This is a genomic window from Maritimimonas rapanae (genome assembly GCF_057837205.1).
This window is the reverse complement of the sequence record NZ_JBYQFI010000001.1, coordinates 781885-801179: the sequence shown is the minus strand read 5'-3', so window position 1 is coordinate 801179 and position 19295 is coordinate 781885. Positions and strand designations below refer to the sequence as shown.

The window sequence follows — 19295 nt, the reverse complement described above, 5'->3', positions numbered from 1 at the left end:
TTAATTAGCAACTCTTAATGTATCTAATTGCAATCTAGTTTTTAACCAAGATCTTAAACGAGGTTCTTGTTCTGTAATAGTCTTTCTAGGAATTGAGTCGTACCAGTTAAACTGAAAAGCTCTTACTGTATCAACAGATTTGAAGTTCGTTCTAATTCTATCTGAATACGATAATTCTTCTAAAGCTGAAAATAAAACTTTAGCTTCTTCGCCAACCTGATACAGGGGAATACTATTTTCGCTTATTCGTGATAATTGCTGTTCAAGCTTACGTATTTTTTCATCTTTTTCTTTTATCGATTCATCTCTTGAAGTAATGATCTTTTGATTTTGAGAATACAGGTCTTGTAAATTTTGTACCTGCTGACGAATCTCTGAATCATCACCTTGCTGCACATCTAATCTAACCTCTTCCAGTCCCATTTCTTGCATCTTTACTTTCCATCCATCTATTTCAGATTGTGGTCTCATGCTACCCAAAATTGGCAATGTTATAGTTTTATTTAAATAATCAATATTCTCATCATCTTCACCTAAAATAGCAACGCCTCCATCCTTTAGTTCTGTAATAAAGCTACTAGCAATTTGTTTAAATTGATTTTCTTTAAATAAATTATAAAACGAATAGATACTACCGGCAAAAATTACAAATGCCACCACCGAAGCAAATCTAGCTATAGTCTTACGTCTAGCTGAATTGATATATTTTACCATCGGAAATCTTAGATATTTCACGATCACAAAAGTGGCTAGAGCAATAAATATTGTGTTGATTGTAAATAAGAACATAGCTCCAAAAAAGAAATTCAAATTGCCAGTAGCTAAACCATAACCAGCCGTACATAATGGTGGCATTAAAGCTGTAGCAATTGCGACACCAGCTATAGTATTCGTTTGAGTAGAAGGTCTACTTACAGCTACAATTAATGCCAAACCACCCGCTAATGCAATAAAAACATCTCGTACATCTGGGCGAGTTCTTGCTAAAATTTCTGGAGTAGCATCTTGAAATAAAGGAATACTAAAAAATAAAAAAGATGTCAATAAACTCAAACCTATCATCACTCCTAGGTTTGTCATAGAGCGTTTTAGAGTATCTAAATCGTTAATGCCAATAGATAAACCAGCGCCTAAGATTGGCCCCATTAGTGGTGAAATTAACATGGCGCCAATAACTACCGCAGCTGAATTCGCATTTAAACCGATAGAAGCAATTGTAATTGAGAATACCAAAATCCAAGCAGTATGACCTTTCATAGAAATACCATCCTTAATTTGCTGGATAGTTCCTTCTTTGTTGGTATCGTATCTTATCTCAAGTAAATCTTTTAAAAATCGCTTTACACTACCAAAAAAGCCAGTAAATTCTTTCTTGATTTCCTCTTTTTTTACATCAAATTCGACTTCTATTTTTTTATCTTCATCTTCCATTACAGGGAGTTTTACTTTTATGTACTACACAAAATCATCACCAAATGTATCTTTAACATTGGCAACTATCTGTTTGATATTTTGCTCTTCTTTTTTAGGACAAATTAATAATACATTGTCTTTTTCTACAATTATAAAATCATCTAAACCTTGTACAACCACATGCTTTTTAGATTGAGTGCTTACCATGTTACCCTTGGCATCTTTAAAAATAGATTTACCATTTACAGTAGCATTATTTGCATCATCTTTTGGTAACTTCTCAAATAAAGAACTCCAAGTACCTAGATCATTCCATCCAAAATCTACTGGTAGTACATAAATATTATTCGCACTTTGCATTACGCCATAATCGATAGAGATATTTTCAGCTTTTTCATAATTTGATCTGATGAAGTCATCTTCAAATTCAGTATTGTATACATTATTTCCTTCACAAAATAATTGGTACATTTCTGGTAAGTGCTGCTCAAAAGCTTTTAAAATACTTTTTACGCTCCAGATAAAAATACCAGCATTCCAAAGATATTCACCACTTTCATAAAATTGTGTTGCAGTTTCTAAATCTGGTTTTTCTGTGAATTGCTTTACCCTTTTTATTTCTGTATTATCATTTTCGAAATGAATATATCCATATCCAGTATTTGGGTATGATGGTTGAATTCCTAAAGTCATTAAAATATCTTGCTCTGAGCATGCCTTAAATGAAGCTTCTATATTTCTAATAAATTCATCTTCATTATCGATCCAATGATCAGATGGCGCTACGATCATAACGCCATTCGGATTCTCTTTATAAATCTTTAATGCAGAGTATAATATACATGGCGATGTATTTCGCATTGCTGGCTCTAACACCAATTGTTGGTCAGTTACTTTTCCTTTTAGTTGTTCAAAGACTAAGTCTTTATAACGTTTGTTTGTTGATATTAAAATATTCTCATTAGGTATTAATTTACCTAAGCGTTCAAATGTTTTTTGAATCAAAGAATCTCCCGTACCAAGCATATCATGGAATTGTTTAGGGAAATTCTGCGTACTCACTGGCCAAAAGCGTGAGCCTACTCCACCGGCCATAATTACTGCGTAATAATTCTCGTTCATTAACTCTCTTTTAATTCTACTTCTGCATTATGATGAAACAAATACGTTTTACCGCTTTTTACTTCGATACATCCAAAACGCGTTCGGCGTTTTTCGCCTTTCACAAAAATACGTTTATTATATATAAATTTTTGTTCTAAGGGTAATTCAAATATAAAACTCTTTCCGTTGCGCTCATCGTATTGTTTTAATGCTAATGATAATTTAACATCGGTATCTGTACTAGCCTTAGGTTTTTTTAAATATGTTGCTAAAAGCGGAAGTAAGGTCTCCGGGTAAATCTCAGGATGTAAAAATGGTAACATAAGATGCTGAAAATAATGCTTCCACTCCACTCCATGCGGTTTCACTTGCTTGTGTTTTTTGTAAGTGACTAAATGTGCTAGCTCGTGAATTAATGTGAATAGGAATCGATATTGATTCATATCGTTGTTAATGGTAATTACTTGTTTACCATTTGGTAAGCGTCTAAAATCGCCATGCTTAGTTCTTCTATTTTTTACAATTTTTAAAGTGCATGGATATTGAATTAGTAATTCAATAACCTGATCTACAGCAGCTTTTGGTATATATTTTTGTAATGTCTCTTTCATTCAATCAAGGCGTGCTAGAAGACACCTGTAATACTTTACCGTTATAAAATTGAGATCCTGTTAAGGTAAAATTGGTAATATAACTAGCCATTTCAGCAGCAGAGTTTGGTGCTTTAAACCCTGGAAAAGCTTCTTCTAACATTTCTGTTTTTACGGCACCTAAAGCTAATGCATTAAAGGCAATACCTTGTTCTTTATATTCTTCTGCTAATAATTCAGTCAACGTAATTACCGCTCCTTTAGAAGATGAATAGGCTGCCAATCCTGGGAACTTCATACTTCCTTGTATACCACCCATACTACTTATAGTTACTACGTGACTCCCTTTTTTAAGGAAAGGAATTAATAAACGAGTTAATTCAGCAACGGCAAAGACATTCACTTTATAAACTTCTAAAAAATCATTGGTAGTAGTTTCAGAAAATGGTTTATTAATTAATTTACCAGCATTGTGAATAATATAATCAACCTGTTTCCAATTTTCTGATATAAAATCTTTTACATTTTTTAAATCTTTTTCTTTGCTAATATCAATACTAAAATTTTTTGATGTTAAATTTTCGAGCGAATCTATATTCCGCGAAAGCGCTAGTACATTATGACCAGCAGAAGTTAATTGTTTTACTAACTCTAAGCCAATACCTCTACTTGCACCTGTAATAACTATATTTTTTTTACTCATTATATTAATTAGGATAATGAGAGAAATCTACCACTTTTTTTTGATACTTTTATGTCTTCTAACAAAATAATTCGAATACCATGAAACACTTACTTTTTCTTTTATGCCTTACTTTTTGCTTAACGATTAATGCTCAGGAAAAATACCTCTATTGCGGAAAATTAATAGATACCAATGCTGGAAAAATTAAAAAAGAAATGACAGTCGTTGTTTCTGGCAACAAAATTACCAACGTAATTGGTGGGTATATTATACCAAAAAATACTAAAGTAAAAATTATAGATTTAAAGGATAAAACAGTAATGCCCGGATTGATCGATATGCATGTACACATTGAAGGACAGTTGAATCCAAAAAAATATTTAGAGCCTTTCGTTTTAAATGAAGCTGACGTTGCTTACGATGCTCAAAAATATGCTAAAATAACTCTAATGGCTGGTTTTACTACTGTGCGCGACCTTGGCGGAAGTGGTGTAAATGTTTCTTTACGAAATGCCATAAATGCTGGTAAAGTAGATGGGCCAAGAATTATTACTGCAGAAAAAGCTTTAGGAACAACAGGTGGCCATGCCGACCCAACTAATGGTAGAAATAGAGCTTTGGTGGGTGACCCAGGCCCGAAAGAAGGTGTGGTAAATAGTATAGATGATGCTAAGAAAGCTGTTCGACAACGTTATAAAAATGGTGCAGATATGATCAAGATTACTGCTACAGGTGGAGTACTAAGTGTAGCTAAAAATGGTCAAAATCCGCAATTTACTACTGAAGAGATTAAAGCTATTACACAAACAGCTAAAGATTACGGAATGCATGTAGCAGCACATGCTCATGGCGATGAAGGTATGCAGCGTGCTATTATAGGCGGAGTAAAAACCATAGAACATGGTACATTAATGAGTGATGAAACCATGGAACTAATGAAAAAACATGATGCTTATTATGTACCGACGATTACTGCTGGTAAATCTGTTGTTGAGAAAGCAAAAATTAAAGGGTTTTTTCCAGATGTTATAGTTCCAAAGGCGTTGGAAATTGGTCCAAAAATTCAAGATACTTTTGGTAAAGCTTATAAAAAAGGTGTTGGTATTGCTTTTGGTACAGATGCTGGTGTTTTCGATCATGGCAAAAATGGTAAAGAATTTGGTTACATGGTAGAAGCTGGTATGCCTGCCATGGAAACCATACAATCTGCTACAGTTACGAACGCTAAGGTATTAGAAATGACTGATCAACTAGGTTCTATAGAAAAAGGAAAGTTTGCAGATATTATTGCTGTAAATGACGATCCTACAAAAAACATAAACACCATGGAAAATGTGGTGTTTGTAATGAAAAATGGAAAGGTGTATAAAAAATAAAATTCTAAAGCTAATATATCATTATAACTGAGTTGATATAAATACGATAAGCAAAAGATTAAAATGTGCTATAAAAAGATCATTCTTGGTTTCTTAATTATTATTGTTCAGATAGGGTTTTCGCAATCAGATTCTAAAACAAATATTCTCTTTATTGGTAATAGCCTTACCTACACCAATGATCTACCCAAATTAGTCAAAGAAGAAGCTAAAAGAAATGACAGAGTAGTTAAAGCAAAAATGATAGCCTATCCTAACTATGGTTTAGAAGATCATTGGAATGATGGTAAGGTACAAAAGCTAATAGAAAACAGTAAGTATGACTATGTAGTAATCCAACAAGGGCCATCTTCACAAGCTTATGGTAGAAGAAGCCTTGTAGAATACGGACAAAAACTTAGTAAAGTCTGTAAAGAAAATAATGCACAATTAGTCTATTTTATGGTTTGGCCGTCAACACAATATTATCATACATTTAACGGCGTCATTAAAAATCATACAGACGCAGCTAATAAAAATAAAACACTTCTCTGCCCTGTTGGTAAAATGTGGAAAGAGCATTTTGATAAGACGAACGATTTTTCATATTACGGATTAGACGGATTTCACCCATCATTAAAAGGAAGTAAAGAAGCAGCAAAAATCATTGTAAAAACCCTATTGCTCAATTAAAAAATCTACCTACAAATCCTTATCTTTGCCACTTACAAAAAAATGACGTAAGACTATGTTCAATAATTTAAGTGATAAATTAGATAAAGCCTTTCATGTCTTAAAAGGGCATGGAAAAATTACTGAAATAAATGTTGCTGAAACACTTAAAGAGGTTCGCAGAGCCCTTTTAGATGCTGATGTTAACTTTAAAATAGCCAAAGAATTTACCAATCGTGTTAAAGAAAAAGCGCTTGGTCAAAATGTATTAACTGCATTAAAACCAGGCGAATTACTGGTTAAGATCGTTAAAGATGAGCTAACCGAATTAATGGGGGGCGAAACCGTAGGTATTAACCTTGGCGGATCACCAACGGTAATTCTTATGTCTGGTTTACAAGGTTCTGGTAAGACGACCTTTTCGGGGAAACTTGCCAATTTCTTAAAAACTAAGAAAACAAAACAAGTATTATTAGTTGGTTGTGATGTTTATAGACCTGCGGCCATTAATCAGTTACAAGTAGTTGGTGAACAAATTGGTGTTGAAGTTTATGCCGAGGAAGGAAATCAGAATCCTGTTGAAATTTCTCAAAATGCCATCAAACATGCGAAAACAACAGGAAAAAATGTAGTTATTATAGATACAGCTGGTCGTTTAGCGGTAGATGACGAGATGATGACAGAGATCTCAAACATCCATAAAGCTGTTAACCCGCAAGAAACTTTATTTGTGGTTGATTCTATGACGGGTCAAGATGCTGTTAATACTGCTAAGGCTTTTAACGATATCCTAAACTTTGAAGGTGTAGTACTTACTAAATTAGATGGTGATACACGCGGGGGTGCGGCTTTATCGATCAAATCGGTTGTAGATAAACCTATTAAGTTTATAGGAACTGGCGAAAAGATGGAAGCTATTGATGTTTTCCATCCTGATCGTATGGCGGACCGTATACTTGGTATGGGTGACGTAGTTTCTTTAGTAGAACGTGCTCAAGAACAATATGATGAGGAAGAAGCACGTAAGATTCAAAAGAAGATCGCCAAAAATCAATTTGGTTTTGATGATTTCTTAAAGCAGATTCAGCAAATCAAAAAAATGGGTAATATGAAAGACCTTGTCGGGATGATTCCTGGTGTTGGTAAAGCTATGAAAGATGTAGATATTGATGACGATGCTTTTAAAGGTATTGAAGCAATTATTCATTCTATGACTCCTAAAGAAAGAAGTACACCAACAACAATAAACGCAAGTAGAAAAAAACGTATTGCTAAAGGTTCGGGTACAACGGTTCAAGAAGTAAATCAGCTTATGAAACAATTTGAGCAAATGAGCAAAATGATGAAGATGATGCAAGGTGGTGGTGGCAAACGTATGATGCAAATGATGAAAGGAATGGGAAGATAAAATATGAACGGCTACTTTTAAAAGGTAGCCTTTTTTTATATTAATTTTATAGTAATTATGGTTCTATTAGACGGAAAAAAGACATCAGCAGATATTAAGGAAGAAATAGCTTTAGAAGTAGCCGAATTAAGAAATCGAGATCAAAAAATACCTCATTTGGCTGCTGTAATTGTTGGTAATGATGGTGCAAGTCTAACCTATGTGAATGCTAAAGTAAAAGCTTGTGAACGTGTTGGTTTTGAATCTACTTTGGTAAGATTGCCAGAAGAAACTACAGAAGAAGAATTGCTTAATGAAATTGCTATTTTAAACATCGATAATGATATTGATGGTTTTATAGTTCAATTACCATTACCTAAACATATAGATGAGCAGAAGATCATTATGGCTGTAAGTCCAGATAAAGATGTTGATGGGTTTCATCCTACCAATGTTGGTAAAATGGCTTTAAACTTACCTACATTTATTTCCGCCACCCCTTACGGTATTTTAGAATTATTAGAACGTTATAATGTAGAAACTTCTGGTAAAAATGTTGTAGTAATTGGTAGAAGTCATATTGTGGGTAGTCCCATGAGTATCTTATTATCTCAAAAGAGAAAGGTTGGTAATGCTACTGTTACGATTACGCATAGTAGAACAAAAGATTTAAATGAATTCACTAAAAATGCCGATATAATTATTGCTGCTTTGGGTATACCAGAATTTTTAAAAGCTTATATGGTTAAAGATGGTGTTGTTATTATAGATGTTGGCATAACACGTGTTGCAGATTCTTCTAAAAAGAATGGTTTTCGTTTGGTTGGAGATGTAGATTTTAAAGGTGTTAGCGAAAAAGCCAGCCATATAACACCAGTACCAGGTGGAGTTGGACCAATGACTATAGCAATGCTATTAAAAAACACATTACTAGCTTGTAATAAAAGGAATGATTAATTATTTTTAGGAGGCATTGGTCCCCGTAGGTGAATAACTAATCCATTTAAGAAATTGCGTAAAATCTGATCTCCGCATTCTACATATTTAGGATGGTTTTCATTTCTAAAAAATGAGTTTATTTCGCTTTTAGAAACTTTAAAATCTACTAAAGCACAAATTTTGACTATATCATCATCACGTAATTTTAAAGCTACACGTAATTTTTTAAAAATATCATTATTTGTTAATGCCATGCTTAAATAATTGATTCTTTAAATTTAATACCTAGAGCTTTTTCAATTTCATGTACACGCTGTATTTCACTTGGTAATATTAAAGCTATTGAATCTCCCGTCTTTCCCGCCCTAGCAGTTCTACCACTTCTATGCGTATAGTATTCTAAATTTTCTGGCAATTGATGATGGATTACAAAACCGAGGTTATTAACATCTATTCCTCTTGCGGAAACATCTGTAGAAATTAAAACTTGCAAACTTTTATTTTTAAAAGCACGCATTACTTTGTCACGCTCTTTTTGTTGCATATCTCCTTCTAAAGCTCCAACCGATAATCCTTCTTCTTTTAATTCTTTAGCTAAACTTTGAGCTCCCAATTTTGTGCGGCAAAATATAATCCCTCTATCTTCTGCTCTTGCATCTAAAACTTGTAAAAGTTTTGTTGTTTTATCCTTAACTGAAGTTAAGATGTATTTGTGCGAAATATTTGCATTGACTAAAGAGTTCTTATTTACTTCTACTCTTTGAGCATCGGCATCCATATAATTAGTTACTATTCTTTGTATTTCTTCTGGCATTGTAGCAGAAAATAACCATGTATTTCTAGAACCACTCGTATATTTTAGAATATTATTTAACTCTTGTTTAAAGCCCATACTTAGCATTTCATCAGCTTCATCTAATACCAATGTTTTAATATTTCTAAGATCAATCTTTTTTCTTTCTATCAAATCAATTAATCGACCTGGTGTAGCTACAATTATATGCGTAGGTCTTTGTAATCGACTTATTTGTCTATCAATCTTTTCTCCTCCATAAACGCCCTCAACAAATACTTTATCATCGGTATATTTAGTGAACTTAAATAACTGCTTTTTTATTTGCTGTACCAATTCTCTTGTTGGTGATAGAATTAAAGCTTGTACTACTGGTGTATCCGCATCAATGCTATGCAAAATTGGTAGACCATAAGCGGCAGTTTTACCCGTACCGGTTTGAGCTAAGCCAATAAAATCTGTTGCTGATTGTAATAAGATAGGTATTGCTTCTTGCTGAACTTCTGTAGGTGATTGTATACCAAGTTCTTTTAAAGCTTTTATATACTTTTTATTTACTCCTAAATCTAAAAATGTCGACATATATCTTATAAATGTGCAAATATATGCTTCTTAAGAGTAGTAAATGTAAGTAGTTCTGTTTATTAATTGTCTTTTTGATTTATTCTATTCCAGATATCTAGGTAGATTTTCCAATCATCATTTATCTTCTTCCAAACAATTACATATTTTCCTTTAAAGGAAAATGTGCCTTTTTCGTTTTTAGATGCACCTTCATAATAACCATAATCATCAATAATTTTTATTTCATTTGGAGTCACTTTATGCGATAGTATTTGTACACCTTTAGGTAAAGTCCAACGCTTTTTTATTGCTGCATGACCTTCAATTATGTCTGTTCCTGTTGGAAAAATTTTACCATCCTCACTATAAAATGACGTTAACCTATCATAATCAGCATTTGTATAAGATTTTGAAAATTCTTTAACAGTACTCAGTATTTGGTTTATATCTTGTTTATCTCCTAAATAATTTTGTGAAAATAGGTTTAGACTTATAAAAAGTAAAAGGGGCAAAATTGATTTACACATAATATTGGTTCGTTAATAATTAAGTATCTAAAAATACGAAGTTAAAAAAGTTATAAGTCTTGCTAATTATTACAAATACTTTAAGCAACTGCAGATAAGATTACCAAAATGAGTTCTATTATTAAACGTACCAACATAGTTAGATTATTTGATATCAAAACTACTAATTGTATACAACCTTAATGTTAACAAATTCTTATTTAATATTTATTTAACATTTATTTTGCAAATAATTGGCTGACCTCTTTAAACGCCTTGAATTCTAACGCATTACCAGCAGGGTCTAAAAAAAACATGGTAGCTTGTTCACCTACTTCACCTTTAAAACGCACATAAGGTTCAATAACAAACTTGATGCCCTTAGATTTTAACTTATTCGCAAAAATCTCAAAGGTGTTCCATTCTAAAACTACGCCATAATGTGGTACCGGTACATTCTTTCCATCAACTGGGTTTGTGTGCAATTGTTCTTCAGATTTTGGCTTATAATGAATTACTAATTGATGCCCAAATAAATTAAAATCTACCCAATGGTCTGAGCTCCTACCCTCTTCACATTCTAAAATTTCTCTATAAAAAGCTCTACATTCATCTAAATTATGAACTGGTATTGCTATATGAAATGGTTGTATATTCATTCTTCTCTATTTACTAAACCTATAGAAAAAGCAGGGGTGCATACTGCTAAATACTCGCACTCTTCATCAAAAGGGTTAGAATATTGAACTCTAGTATTCTTTTCAATTTTAATTGATTGTCCTGCTTCTAACACAACCTTCTCGTCATCGACAATAAATTGCTTTTTCCCTTTAATTATATACGTGTATTCATCGAACTCTGGCGTTTGAAAAGGTTCACTCCAACCAGAAGGAGCTACCATATGTGCAATACTAATTTTTGAATTGCCATCTGTGGCATTTCCAAAATGTTCTTCTATTAATTTGCCATCGGTAGTTGGCACTACAAGCGGTGATTTTTGTATTCTATATTTTTTAGACATCTTAGTTTAATTACCAAGAATAAAAATAGCAATTTGAAAGCTAATTGCTTAATTTTGCGCCTTCAATTTTGATAATGAATATTCAAGAAACACTAAAGCAAACCATTAAAAAAGCATTCGAAGCTATTTATAATGTATCTATTGAATCTGTTGAGTTTCAAGCTACTCGCAAAGAATTTGCTGGTGATATTACTGTTGTTGTGTTTCCATTTTTGAAAGTAGTTAAAGGGAATCCCGTTGAGATTGCTACCAAGTTAGGTGAGTATATTAAAAAGCATGTAAGTGAAGTTGCCAATTTTAATGTAGTGAAAGGTTTCTTAAATATTGAATTGAATGACACTTATTTCTTAGATCGTTTTAATGAAACTTATCAAACTACTAATTATGGAATTTCTTCGCTTAACGCGGATGAAAATGCTGTAATGGTAGAATATTCTTCGCCTAATACAAACAAACCACTGCATTTAGGGCACATGCGTAATATTCTTTTAGGATATTCCGTTTCAGAAATATTAAAAGCCTCAGGTAAAAAAGTATACAAGACCCAAATAATTAACGACAGAGGTATACATATCTGTAAAAGTATGTTGGCTTGGCAACGATACGGAAATGATGAAACGCCAGAATCTACAGGGTTAAAAGGTGATAAACTAGTTGGTAATTACTATGTAAAGTTCGACCAAGAGTATAAAAAAGAAATCAATACGCTTGTCACGGAAGGCATTGCTGAAGCAGATGCTAAAAAGCAAGCCCCTATCCTACTCGAAGCTCAGGAAATGCTACGTAAATGGGAAAGTGGAGATAAAAAAGTTGTTGACCTCTGGAAGAAAATGAATGGTTGGGTGTATGACGGCTTTGATATTACCTATAAAAATTTAGGAGTAGATTTCGACAAATTATACTATGAAAGCAATACCTACTTATTAGGAAAAGAGTTTGTTGCAGAAGGTTTAAAAACAGGCGTATTCTTTAAAAAACAAGATGGTTCTGTTTGGTGTGATCTAACTGATGAAGGTTTAGATGAAAAAATAGTATTACGCTCAGATGGCACAGCTGTTTATATGACCCAAGATATTGGTACGGCCATTCAACGTATTAAAGATCATCCAGATGTTGGCGGATTGGTATATACTGTTGGTAACGAACAAGATTACCATTTTAAAGTATTATTTCTAATCTTAAAAAAATTAGGATTTGATTGGGCTAAAAATCTCTACCATTTAAGTTATGGTATGGTTGATCTTCCTTCAGGTAAGATGAAATCTCGAGAAGGTACTGTGGTAGATGCTGATGACTTGATCATTGAAATGGCTAATACCGCTCGTGAGATTTCAGAAGAACTTGGCAAGCTTGAAGGCTACACTGAAGATGAAAAGAAATCTCTATACAAAACCATAGGTTTAGGTGCTTTAAAGTATTATATTTTAAAAGTAGACCCTAAAAAACGAATTCTATTTGACCCAAAAGAGTCTATTGATTTTCAAGGAAATACTGGTCCTTTTATTCAATATACCTATGCTAGAATTCAATCTATTTTGCGAAAAGCTAATTTTGATTACTCTAACACCCTGCGCATAATTGAAGGGTCTTTACATGAAAAAGAACGTAATCTTTTAAAACAACTTTCACTTTTTCCGGAAACAATACAACAAGCTGCTCAGAATTACAGCCCTGCATTAATTGCTAATTATACTTACGATCTGGTAAAAGAATACAATTCATTCTACCAAAGTGTACCTATTCTAGGTTCAGAAAACGAACAAGAGAAAATCTTTAGAACAAAGCTTTCTAAAAAAGTGGCTGAAGTTATTAAATCTGCTTTTAGTTTATTAGGCATAGATGTACCTGAACGCATGTAATTTAACTTGATTCTTAACTTCTTTTCGGCTAACTTCGCTTATCGACCGATATAGTTCATTAAAACGGAACGATATCTAAACTTTGTAAAACATTTGATGAAAGGCATTCTAGAGAAATTAAACCTGTATGAATCTTTTGCCTTTAATTCTGATTTAAATAAAGAAGAGTTAATTGTTAGATTCGATAAGCTAGTTGATTCACATGACGACTATCTATTTGATGAATTAATTAAATCGGATAAAAAATATATTGGAAATATTAGTCAGGATAGATTTAATCTAAGAGTTAAAAGAAAATTTATGCGACTTTCATTTCCTGGAAGAGTTGAAGGCAGTATAATTGGCATAAACGGAAAGACAAGATTGGAAATAGAATGTTTTGCATTTGATACTTTCACAGGGTTAGGATTAATCTTAGGCCCTGTATTATTCGTGATTTCGGTGACTAATGTGATGCTAAATAAAGCGTATCCAGCTTTAATAATTTTAGTTCCAGTTTTTGTGTTAATTCTATTATTTCAATTATCTATCGGCCGAAATATGTTGAATTCATTCAAAAAAGAATTGATTAAAAACCTAACTGAATTATGATTATAAAACGTTTTACAACAACGTATATAATTTATAGCTTGTTCCAAGCTAACATCATACTCTCGTTTCAATTGTTTAAATTAGTTTCTCGGAATAATCCGAGATAGCGGTTTCCAGCGCTTGCTGAAGCTCACGCAGGTCCAAGACCTGCTTCCCAGCTTTTGCTCCGCAAAACTGGTTCTTGCTGAAGCTACCGCCACACCGCTACAAATCATATACAAAACCGATAAGCGAACTTTTTATTTTTTAGCCAAAACAAACTCAAATTTATTTATCTTTCATGTATCATAGGCACAGTATTAAATGTCAAAAAATAAAAATTCAGATTTACAAGGCATTACTCGTTTAATTACAGAAGCTACATTAGGTATAACAGATTTGGTTGAGGCAATGCACAAGCGAGTTGTACATCCTCCATTTTTACCGTCAACTCCCATTCAACATCTTATTACTAATATAGCTGGTATTACTTATAAAAATATTAAATGGAGTACCAAACTTATCGGAAATGGTTTAGATAAAGGTTTAGAACAATTAGCACCTACATTTGGCCAACTAAAAAGTACAGAGAAAAAGGAAGCTATAAGGTCAGCTTTAAATGGTGTGATTGGAGATTATTTAGAAGAAAAAGAAAATCCGTTAAGGGTTACTATGCAATTTAGGCATCAGGTAAAAGTTATACCACTTGATAGCAAAAATATTGCATTAGCTTATCCTGATATAAATGGAAAAATACTTTTGATGGTACATGGTTCTTGTATGAATGATATACAATGGACTCAAAAAGAACATAACCATGGTGTAGTACTAGCAAAAGAGTTACACAAAACACTTATTTACCTACATTACAATAGTGGTCGTCATATTTCTACTAATGGGCAAAACTTTAATGAATTATTAGAAAAATTAATAGTTAATTGGCCAGTACCTATAGAAGAACTAACCATTGTTGCTCATAGTATGGGTGGTTTAGTAACTCGAAGTGCAATGCATTATGGGCAACAGCAACAAAAAAATTGGATAAAGCATCTAAAAAAAGTTGTTTTTTTAGGAACACCTCATCATGGCACACCTTTAGAAAGGGCTGGTAACTATTTAGATGTTATTCTAGAAACAATACCCTATACAAAACCTTTTGCAAGACTAGGGAAAATAAGAAGTGCTGGTGTAACGGATTTAAGGTATGGTTATCTAGTGGATCAAGATTGGCAAGGTAGTGATCGTTTCAAAATGCAAACAGAAAAAAAACAAATCATTCCTTTACCTGAACAAATAGCATGTTTTAGTATAGCTGCTTGTGTTAAAAAAGAGGCAGACTCATTATCTTCTCGATTATTAGGAGATAGGTTGGTTGGTATAGATAGTGCTCTAGGAAAACATAAAGATGCTACTAAAAGTTTGCATTTTAATAGAAAAAATACTTGGATCACTTATGAGAGTACTCATATAGATTTGTTGAGTAGTCTAAAAGTATGTACTAAAATAAAGGAGTGGTTGTATATATAAAAATAAACCCAAACTTTTCAGTTTGGGTTTATTAATCAAAAACTCTTTTTCAGAACAATTTTTCAAAGTTTAGTTCCCTGTTCCAACGGCAGGGTTGAATTCAGCAAAGATTCCGTCAGGGTTATCTCTACCAATCCACACATGTAATTGCCACTGACTTAAATTGGTGTTCAAATACCATTGGTCTTCACTACCTGTAAAGCCTTCTGGTGGTGTACCAGGATTATCTAAATCTGCAACAGGTGTTACGTATTCAACAGCCACAAATTCCATATTTCCATTACTATCAGGAGCATACAATATTATTTCTGGGCTTAATAATTCAAAAGTATTATCAACTCTTTGCGGTAATAGGTAGTGATGCCCCATGTTAGGTACAAATCCAGAAGCGTCAAAAAAGCCTTCAGAAGTGGCTACATCAATATTTTCATATTTAGCCATGGCATCTTTTAATTGGTTTACCTCCAGCTCCCATTGAACTAATTGTATTCCGTCGTCATCACTACTACATCCTAAAAAAGCAGTGATGAAAAGTAAAAGACATAATACTTTTACTATCTTAATTTTTTTCGTTTTCATGTTATTTATGATTTTGATTAATAATTTGTTATTTGTTTACACGAACTTAATTCCATACTCCGCACTAATGGTTGCTACTTTATTAAGGTCAGGTTTCCCTGGAGACATTTTGTCAAATTCTTCGAACATAAACTCCATGCCAGCAGGATATACAGAAACATTTAATTGAACATCTTTATCACCAAGCACTCTCCACGAATGCGTAATGTTTTTAGGTGCAAATGCTATATCGCCAGCTTGTAAAACAGATTTTTTATCTCCGATAGTAAATTCTACAGTTCCTTCTACTACACGAAATATTTCATCTTCTTTTGTATGAACATGTGGCGGAATACCAGATCCTGGCTTTAAATAATCAATCCATTCAAAAAATTGATTATTAGTATCCTTACCTACTAACTTATGTACTTGTTTATTACCAAGTACCATTAATTCTTTTCCAGCTTCAGCTGTAATTACTTTTTCTTTTATCATTTTATCAGTAACTGGGTCTGAAGTAGTACTTGCCAATACTGAAGTTACAGGAAGCAGGGTTAGTACTCCCATCCCTCCTAATTGTTTTAAAAATGTTTCTCTATTCATAATCATTGCGATTTAGATTAATGTTTTTCAAGTATAAAACTTTGAAACAAAAGTATTTAGAGCTGGTGATTCACAACGCTGCTAACGTTACAAATCATAACTCTTTTGTTGCAAAAAGTAAGTAAGGCAACAACAGTATTAATGCATGAAACATAAGTGTTAGTAGTAAATAAATAAACTACTGACCTTAGCTTTAGCAAAAAATGCAAAGAAATTTTAGTATCTTTTCAATAACTAATCATGAAAAAGAACCTCTTATACATTATTATTTTTTCCCTTTTAGGTTTCTCTTCTTTTGCTCAAGAGGTGTATGAAATAGACCCTAAATATCCGGTGCATGATTTAAATACACATCTTAAGGTTTATACAGATAGCATAGATAATTTTACTCCTGAAGTTATTCTTCACGATACTACCATGAAGTTTCAAAAAGGTGACAAATTACCTCGACTTCTTAATGTAGGAACAACATATTGGGGAAAAATAAACCTACTAATTAAAGATTCTTTAAAAGGTTGGACTTTACATTTTGAAGATAAAATGATTGGTCCACCGGCATGGGCAAAGAGTAACGGAAAAATAGATATATATGCCTACGCAAGCGGTCAATTATTATTTCATAAGAAGAGTGGTGTTGATTACCCAAAAAAAGAAAGAGATTCTAAAGCTAATTGGGTATTAAATAATATAAGTATTGATGATCTTCAAAGTAATACACCTATCTCAATAATAATTAAGGCTAAAGGAAACAGTATTGGTTATCCTGCTTATTTTAATCTATCTGTAAGAAGCCCAAAACAACCTTTTTATCATCAGATCTACCAATTCCACAATAGTTTTAATGTTTTTATGTTCGGGGTTACCTTTATAATCTTTTTATTTTACCTCATACAATTTATTTATTCAAGACAAAGTATCTTTTTTTGGTTTTCTCTATGGTTGTTGTTCTGTATGCTAACTCATGCTATGACTATTGGGCTTATTATTTCTATCCCCAAGTTTAGATATCCTGTATGGATGCTAATTGCTAATGGAATCTATTTTACATTTTGGTTTTTTGGTAGATCTTTTGTTCAATCAAAGAAGAAATTTCCTGTATTAGACAAATTCATGCTTGGTTTAGCATTATTTATACTTACAGAAATAATTATTACGACGAGCTACGTAATTATTTTTAAACCACAGACATATTTTACAAGCGTAGGTATACACTATCAACTACTAGGTATTTATACTTTAGGCAGCCTTGTACTTTCAATCGTTCTAAGCTTAAAAAAAGATCTTTTTGCCAGATATTTTGGTATAGGTTCTTTAGTCGCTAGTATTTTTCTTGTTATAGGAACTCTTTGGTCTATGGGAATTATAAAAAAACCTCCCTTAAGACTAGACCCATTTGCTACAGGTATGTTTCTACAGATAATTATATATGCTTTTGGCATCGCATACAGGCAGCAAAAAATAACACAAAAGGCACAAGAAGAAAAACTACAATCTGAGCGCTCAAGGTCTGAAATACAACGCATGAAAGATCTCGATGAAGTGAAAACCCGTTTCTTTGCCAATATAAGTCATGAGTTTAGAACACCATTAACACTTATTAACGGACCTTTACAACAGGCTAAAAAATCATCAGAAGATAAACATAGTGGTTCTATATTGTTAAGTGATAAATCTTTTGAAATTGTCAATAAGAATACAGCACGATTGCAAACCCTGGTGGATCAATTATTAGACCTATCAAAAATTGAAAGTGGAAATGTACACTTAAATCTAAAAAAAGGAGGACTCATTCAATTTGTTCGGTCAATAGTTTTTTCATTTGAAAGTATGGCTGAGAGACAAAATATAAGCCTTAATACGCATTTCTCTGAAGAGATGAGTGATGCCTACTATGATAAAGATAAATTAGAGAAAATAATAACTAATTTACTTTCAAATGCTTTTAAATATTCACCTCAAGGAGGAGCAGTTAGTGTTAATACAGCTATCAACGGCGATACTTTTACAATAGAAATATCTGATACGGGTAAAGGTATTAGTCAAGAAGAAATAGATCGAATTTTTGATAGATTTTACCGTGTTGAAGGTTCTGAAGCTAAAGGATCTGGGATTGGTTTAGCCCTAACCAAAGAATTGGTTGACTTGCATAAAGGACAAATTAGTGTTCATAGTAAACAAGGTAGAGGTACTACTTTTAAAATAAGATTACCATATACTATAAAAGCATTACCAAAAGCAGTTATTGGTACTCCTTATACAGATAAAGTGATTCTAGGTATTGAAGAAATTGAAGAGTTCGATACTATCTTGAATTCTAATCAAAATTTCGAAATTGAGAACGACCAAAATCTACCTGTAGCCTTATTAGTAGAAGATAATGCTGATCTAAGAAATTTTATAAAAGAAATTCTGCAAGAAAAGTATCAAGTGCTTTTGGCCTCTGACGGATTGCAAGGAGAGCGCATGGCTTTTGAACATATACCAGATATAGTTATTAGTGATATTATGATGCCTAAAAAGGATGGTTACCAATTGTGTAATTCACTTAAAGTAAATTTAAAAACCAGTCATATTCCAATTATAATGTTAACTGCCAGAGCTGGGCAGGTAAGTAAAATGGCTGGATTATCTCAAGGTGCAGACGCATACCTTACCAAACCTTTTGATGCTGACGAGCTTTTAATAAGAGTTAAAAATTTAATTGCTGCTCGAAAAAAAATATGGGAACATTTTAAGTCATTAAATCTAGCCAGTATTGATGATTTAGAATTAAAATCTATTGATGACCAGTTTTTACAAAAAGTAGTAAAAACTATTAAAGAAAATTTAGACAATGAATTGCTATCTGTAGAAGACATTGCTTCTAAAGTAGGTTTTAGTAGAGCCCAACTACATCGTAAACTAAAAGCTTTAACTAATAAATCAGCTGGACAATTAGTTAGCGAAATTCGATTAAACGAGGCTAAGCGTATGCTTAAGCATAAAACCGGATCTGTATCAGAAATTGCATATTCTGTTGGTTTTTCTAACATGTCTTACTTCACCAAAAGCTTTAAAGAAAAGTTTGGTGTGTTACCTAGCAAAGTATAAGCCTTTAATAACTAATTAAGTTTGATTCTTGAACTATTTTCGGCTAACTTCGCTTATCG

19 protein-coding genes are annotated in these 19295 nt (G+C 32.7%); 8 read left to right on the top strand and 11 right to left on the bottom strand.

Annotation, left to right across the window (positions count from 1 at the left end; translation table 11 throughout):
- Genes AC3IF2_RS03815 through AC3IF2_RS03800 form a run of 4 tightly spaced genes read right to left on the bottom strand, consistent with a single transcriptional unit; the run spans position 1 to position 3810 of the window.
- Positions 1 to 1431, bottom strand: a complete 1431-nt coding sequence (locus AC3IF2_RS03815; protein ID WP_489165713.1) for a TIGR00341 family protein — start codon at positions 1429 to 1431, stop codon at positions 1 to 3.
- 24 nt (positions 1432 to 1455) lie between these two features.
- Positions 1456 to 2535 carry a mannose-1-phosphate guanylyltransferase gene (locus AC3IF2_RS03810; RefSeq protein WP_489165712.1) on the bottom strand — a complete coding sequence of 360 codons (1080 nt, stop codon included), beginning with the start codon at positions 2533 to 2535 and terminating at the stop codon, positions 1456 to 1458.
- Complete coding sequence (locus AC3IF2_RS03805) at positions 2535 to 3128, bottom strand: SprT-like domain-containing protein (protein WP_489165711.1); 594 nt, start codon at positions 3126 to 3128, stop codon at positions 2535 to 2537. The genes AC3IF2_RS03810 and AC3IF2_RS03805 overlap by 1 nt, the downstream gene beginning before the upstream one ends.
- A 4-nt stretch (positions 3129 to 3132) precedes the next feature.
- Complete coding sequence (locus AC3IF2_RS03800; protein WP_489165710.1) at positions 3133 to 3810, bottom strand: SDR family NAD(P)-dependent oxidoreductase; 678 nt, start codon at positions 3808 to 3810, stop codon at positions 3133 to 3135.
- Between the two features lie 80 nt (positions 3811 to 3890).
- Between AC3IF2_RS03800 and AC3IF2_RS03795 the strand changes: the two genes are divergently transcribed.
- The 4 genes from AC3IF2_RS03795 to folD all read left to right on the top strand — a co-directional run bounded on the left by AC3IF2_RS03795 (position 3891) and on the right by folD (position 8163).
- Positions 3891 to 5168 (top strand): metal-dependent hydrolase family protein, encoded by a 1278-nt coding sequence (locus tag AC3IF2_RS03795; protein WP_489165709.1) that lies wholly within the window; start codon positions 3891 to 3893, stop codon positions 5166 to 5168.
- Positions 5169 to 5231: 63 nt separating this feature from the next.
- Complete coding sequence (locus tag AC3IF2_RS03790) at positions 5232 to 5840, top strand: SGNH/GDSL hydrolase family protein (protein ID WP_489165708.1); 609 nt, start codon at positions 5232 to 5234, stop codon at positions 5838 to 5840.
- 55 nt (positions 5841 to 5895) lie between these two features.
- Positions 5896 to 7227 (top strand): signal recognition particle protein, encoded by a 1332-nt coding sequence (ffh, locus tag AC3IF2_RS03785; RefSeq protein ID WP_489165707.1) that lies wholly within the window; start codon positions 5896 to 5898, stop codon positions 7225 to 7227.
- A 57-nt stretch (positions 7228 to 7284) separates the two neighbouring features.
- Positions 7285 to 8163 carry a bifunctional methylenetetrahydrofolate dehydrogenase/methenyltetrahydrofolate cyclohydrolase FolD gene (gene folD / locus AC3IF2_RS03780; RefSeq protein ID WP_489165706.1) on the top strand — a complete coding sequence of 293 codons (879 nt, stop codon included), beginning with the start codon at positions 7285 to 7287 and terminating at the stop codon, positions 8161 to 8163.
- Here folD and AC3IF2_RS03775 read toward each other — a convergent pair.
- From AC3IF2_RS03775 to AC3IF2_RS03755, 5 genes are all read right to left on the bottom strand, one after another.
- On the bottom strand, positions 8160 to 8399 hold the full coding sequence (locus AC3IF2_RS03775) for a DUF1456 family protein (protein WP_489165705.1): 240 nt from the start codon (positions 8397 to 8399) through the stop codon (positions 8160 to 8162). The genes folD and AC3IF2_RS03775 overlap by 4 nt on opposite strands.
- A gap of 2 nt (positions 8400 to 8401) precedes the next feature.
- Positions 8402 to 9520, bottom strand: coding sequence for a DEAD/DEAH box helicase (locus AC3IF2_RS03770; RefSeq protein ID WP_489165704.1), 1119 nt, complete (start codon positions 9518 to 9520; stop codon positions 8402 to 8404).
- Between the two features lie 62 nt (positions 9521 to 9582).
- A complete protein-coding gene (locus tag AC3IF2_RS03765) occupies positions 9583 to 10029 on the bottom strand; it encodes a YybH family protein (protein WP_489165703.1) in 447 nt (148 codons plus the stop codon).
- A 218-nt stretch (positions 10030 to 10247) separates the two neighbouring features.
- The gene (locus tag AC3IF2_RS03760; RefSeq protein ID WP_489165702.1) at positions 10248 to 10667 is read right to left on the bottom strand and encodes a VOC family protein; all 420 of its coding nucleotides are present in this window, start codon (positions 10665 to 10667) and stop codon (positions 10248 to 10250) included.
- Entirely contained in the window at positions 10664 to 11029 is a 366-nt protein-coding gene (locus tag AC3IF2_RS03755; protein WP_489165700.1) for a cupin domain-containing protein, read from the bottom strand. The genes AC3IF2_RS03760 and AC3IF2_RS03755 overlap by 4 nt, the downstream gene beginning before the upstream one ends.
- Positions 11030 to 11103: 74 nt before the next feature.
- Here AC3IF2_RS03755 and argS point away from each other — a divergent pair, with 74 nt between their 5' ends.
- The 3 genes from argS (at position 11104) to AC3IF2_RS03740 (ending at position 14985) form a co-directional block, all read left to right on the top strand.
- Entirely contained in the window at positions 11104 to 12888 is a 1785-nt protein-coding gene (gene argS, locus AC3IF2_RS03750) for an arginine--tRNA ligase (RefSeq protein WP_489165699.1), read from the top strand.
- Between the two features lie 96 nt (positions 12889 to 12984).
- The gene (locus AC3IF2_RS03745; protein ID WP_489165698.1) at positions 12985 to 13479 is read left to right on the top strand and encodes a hypothetical protein; all 495 of its coding nucleotides are present in this window, start codon (positions 12985 to 12987) and stop codon (positions 13477 to 13479) included.
- A 303-nt stretch (positions 13480 to 13782) separates the two neighbouring features.
- Complete coding sequence (locus AC3IF2_RS03740; protein WP_489165697.1) at positions 13783 to 14985, top strand: lipase family alpha/beta hydrolase; 1203 nt, start codon at positions 13783 to 13785, stop codon at positions 14983 to 14985.
- Between the two features lie 69 nt (positions 14986 to 15054).
- Here the strand turns inward: AC3IF2_RS03740 and AC3IF2_RS03735 are convergent, their stop codons facing one another.
- Both AC3IF2_RS03735 and AC3IF2_RS03730 read right to left on the bottom strand, forming a co-directional pair.
- A complete protein-coding gene (locus AC3IF2_RS03735) occupies positions 15055 to 15564 on the bottom strand; it encodes a hypothetical protein (protein WP_489165696.1) in 510 nt (169 codons plus the stop codon).
- 36 nt (positions 15565 to 15600) lie between these two features.
- On the bottom strand, positions 15601 to 16146 hold the full coding sequence (locus AC3IF2_RS03730; protein WP_489165695.1) for a cupin domain-containing protein: 546 nt from the start codon (positions 16144 to 16146) through the stop codon (positions 15601 to 15603).
- 240 nt (positions 16147 to 16386) lie between these two features.
- On the opposite strand from AC3IF2_RS03730, the gene AC3IF2_RS03725 reads away from it, so the two are divergent.
- A complete protein-coding gene (locus AC3IF2_RS03725; RefSeq protein ID WP_489165694.1) occupies positions 16387 to 19236 on the top strand; it encodes a hybrid sensor histidine kinase/response regulator transcription factor in 2850 nt (949 codons plus the stop codon).
- The last annotated feature ends 59 nt before the right edge of the window (positions 19237 to 19295 follow it).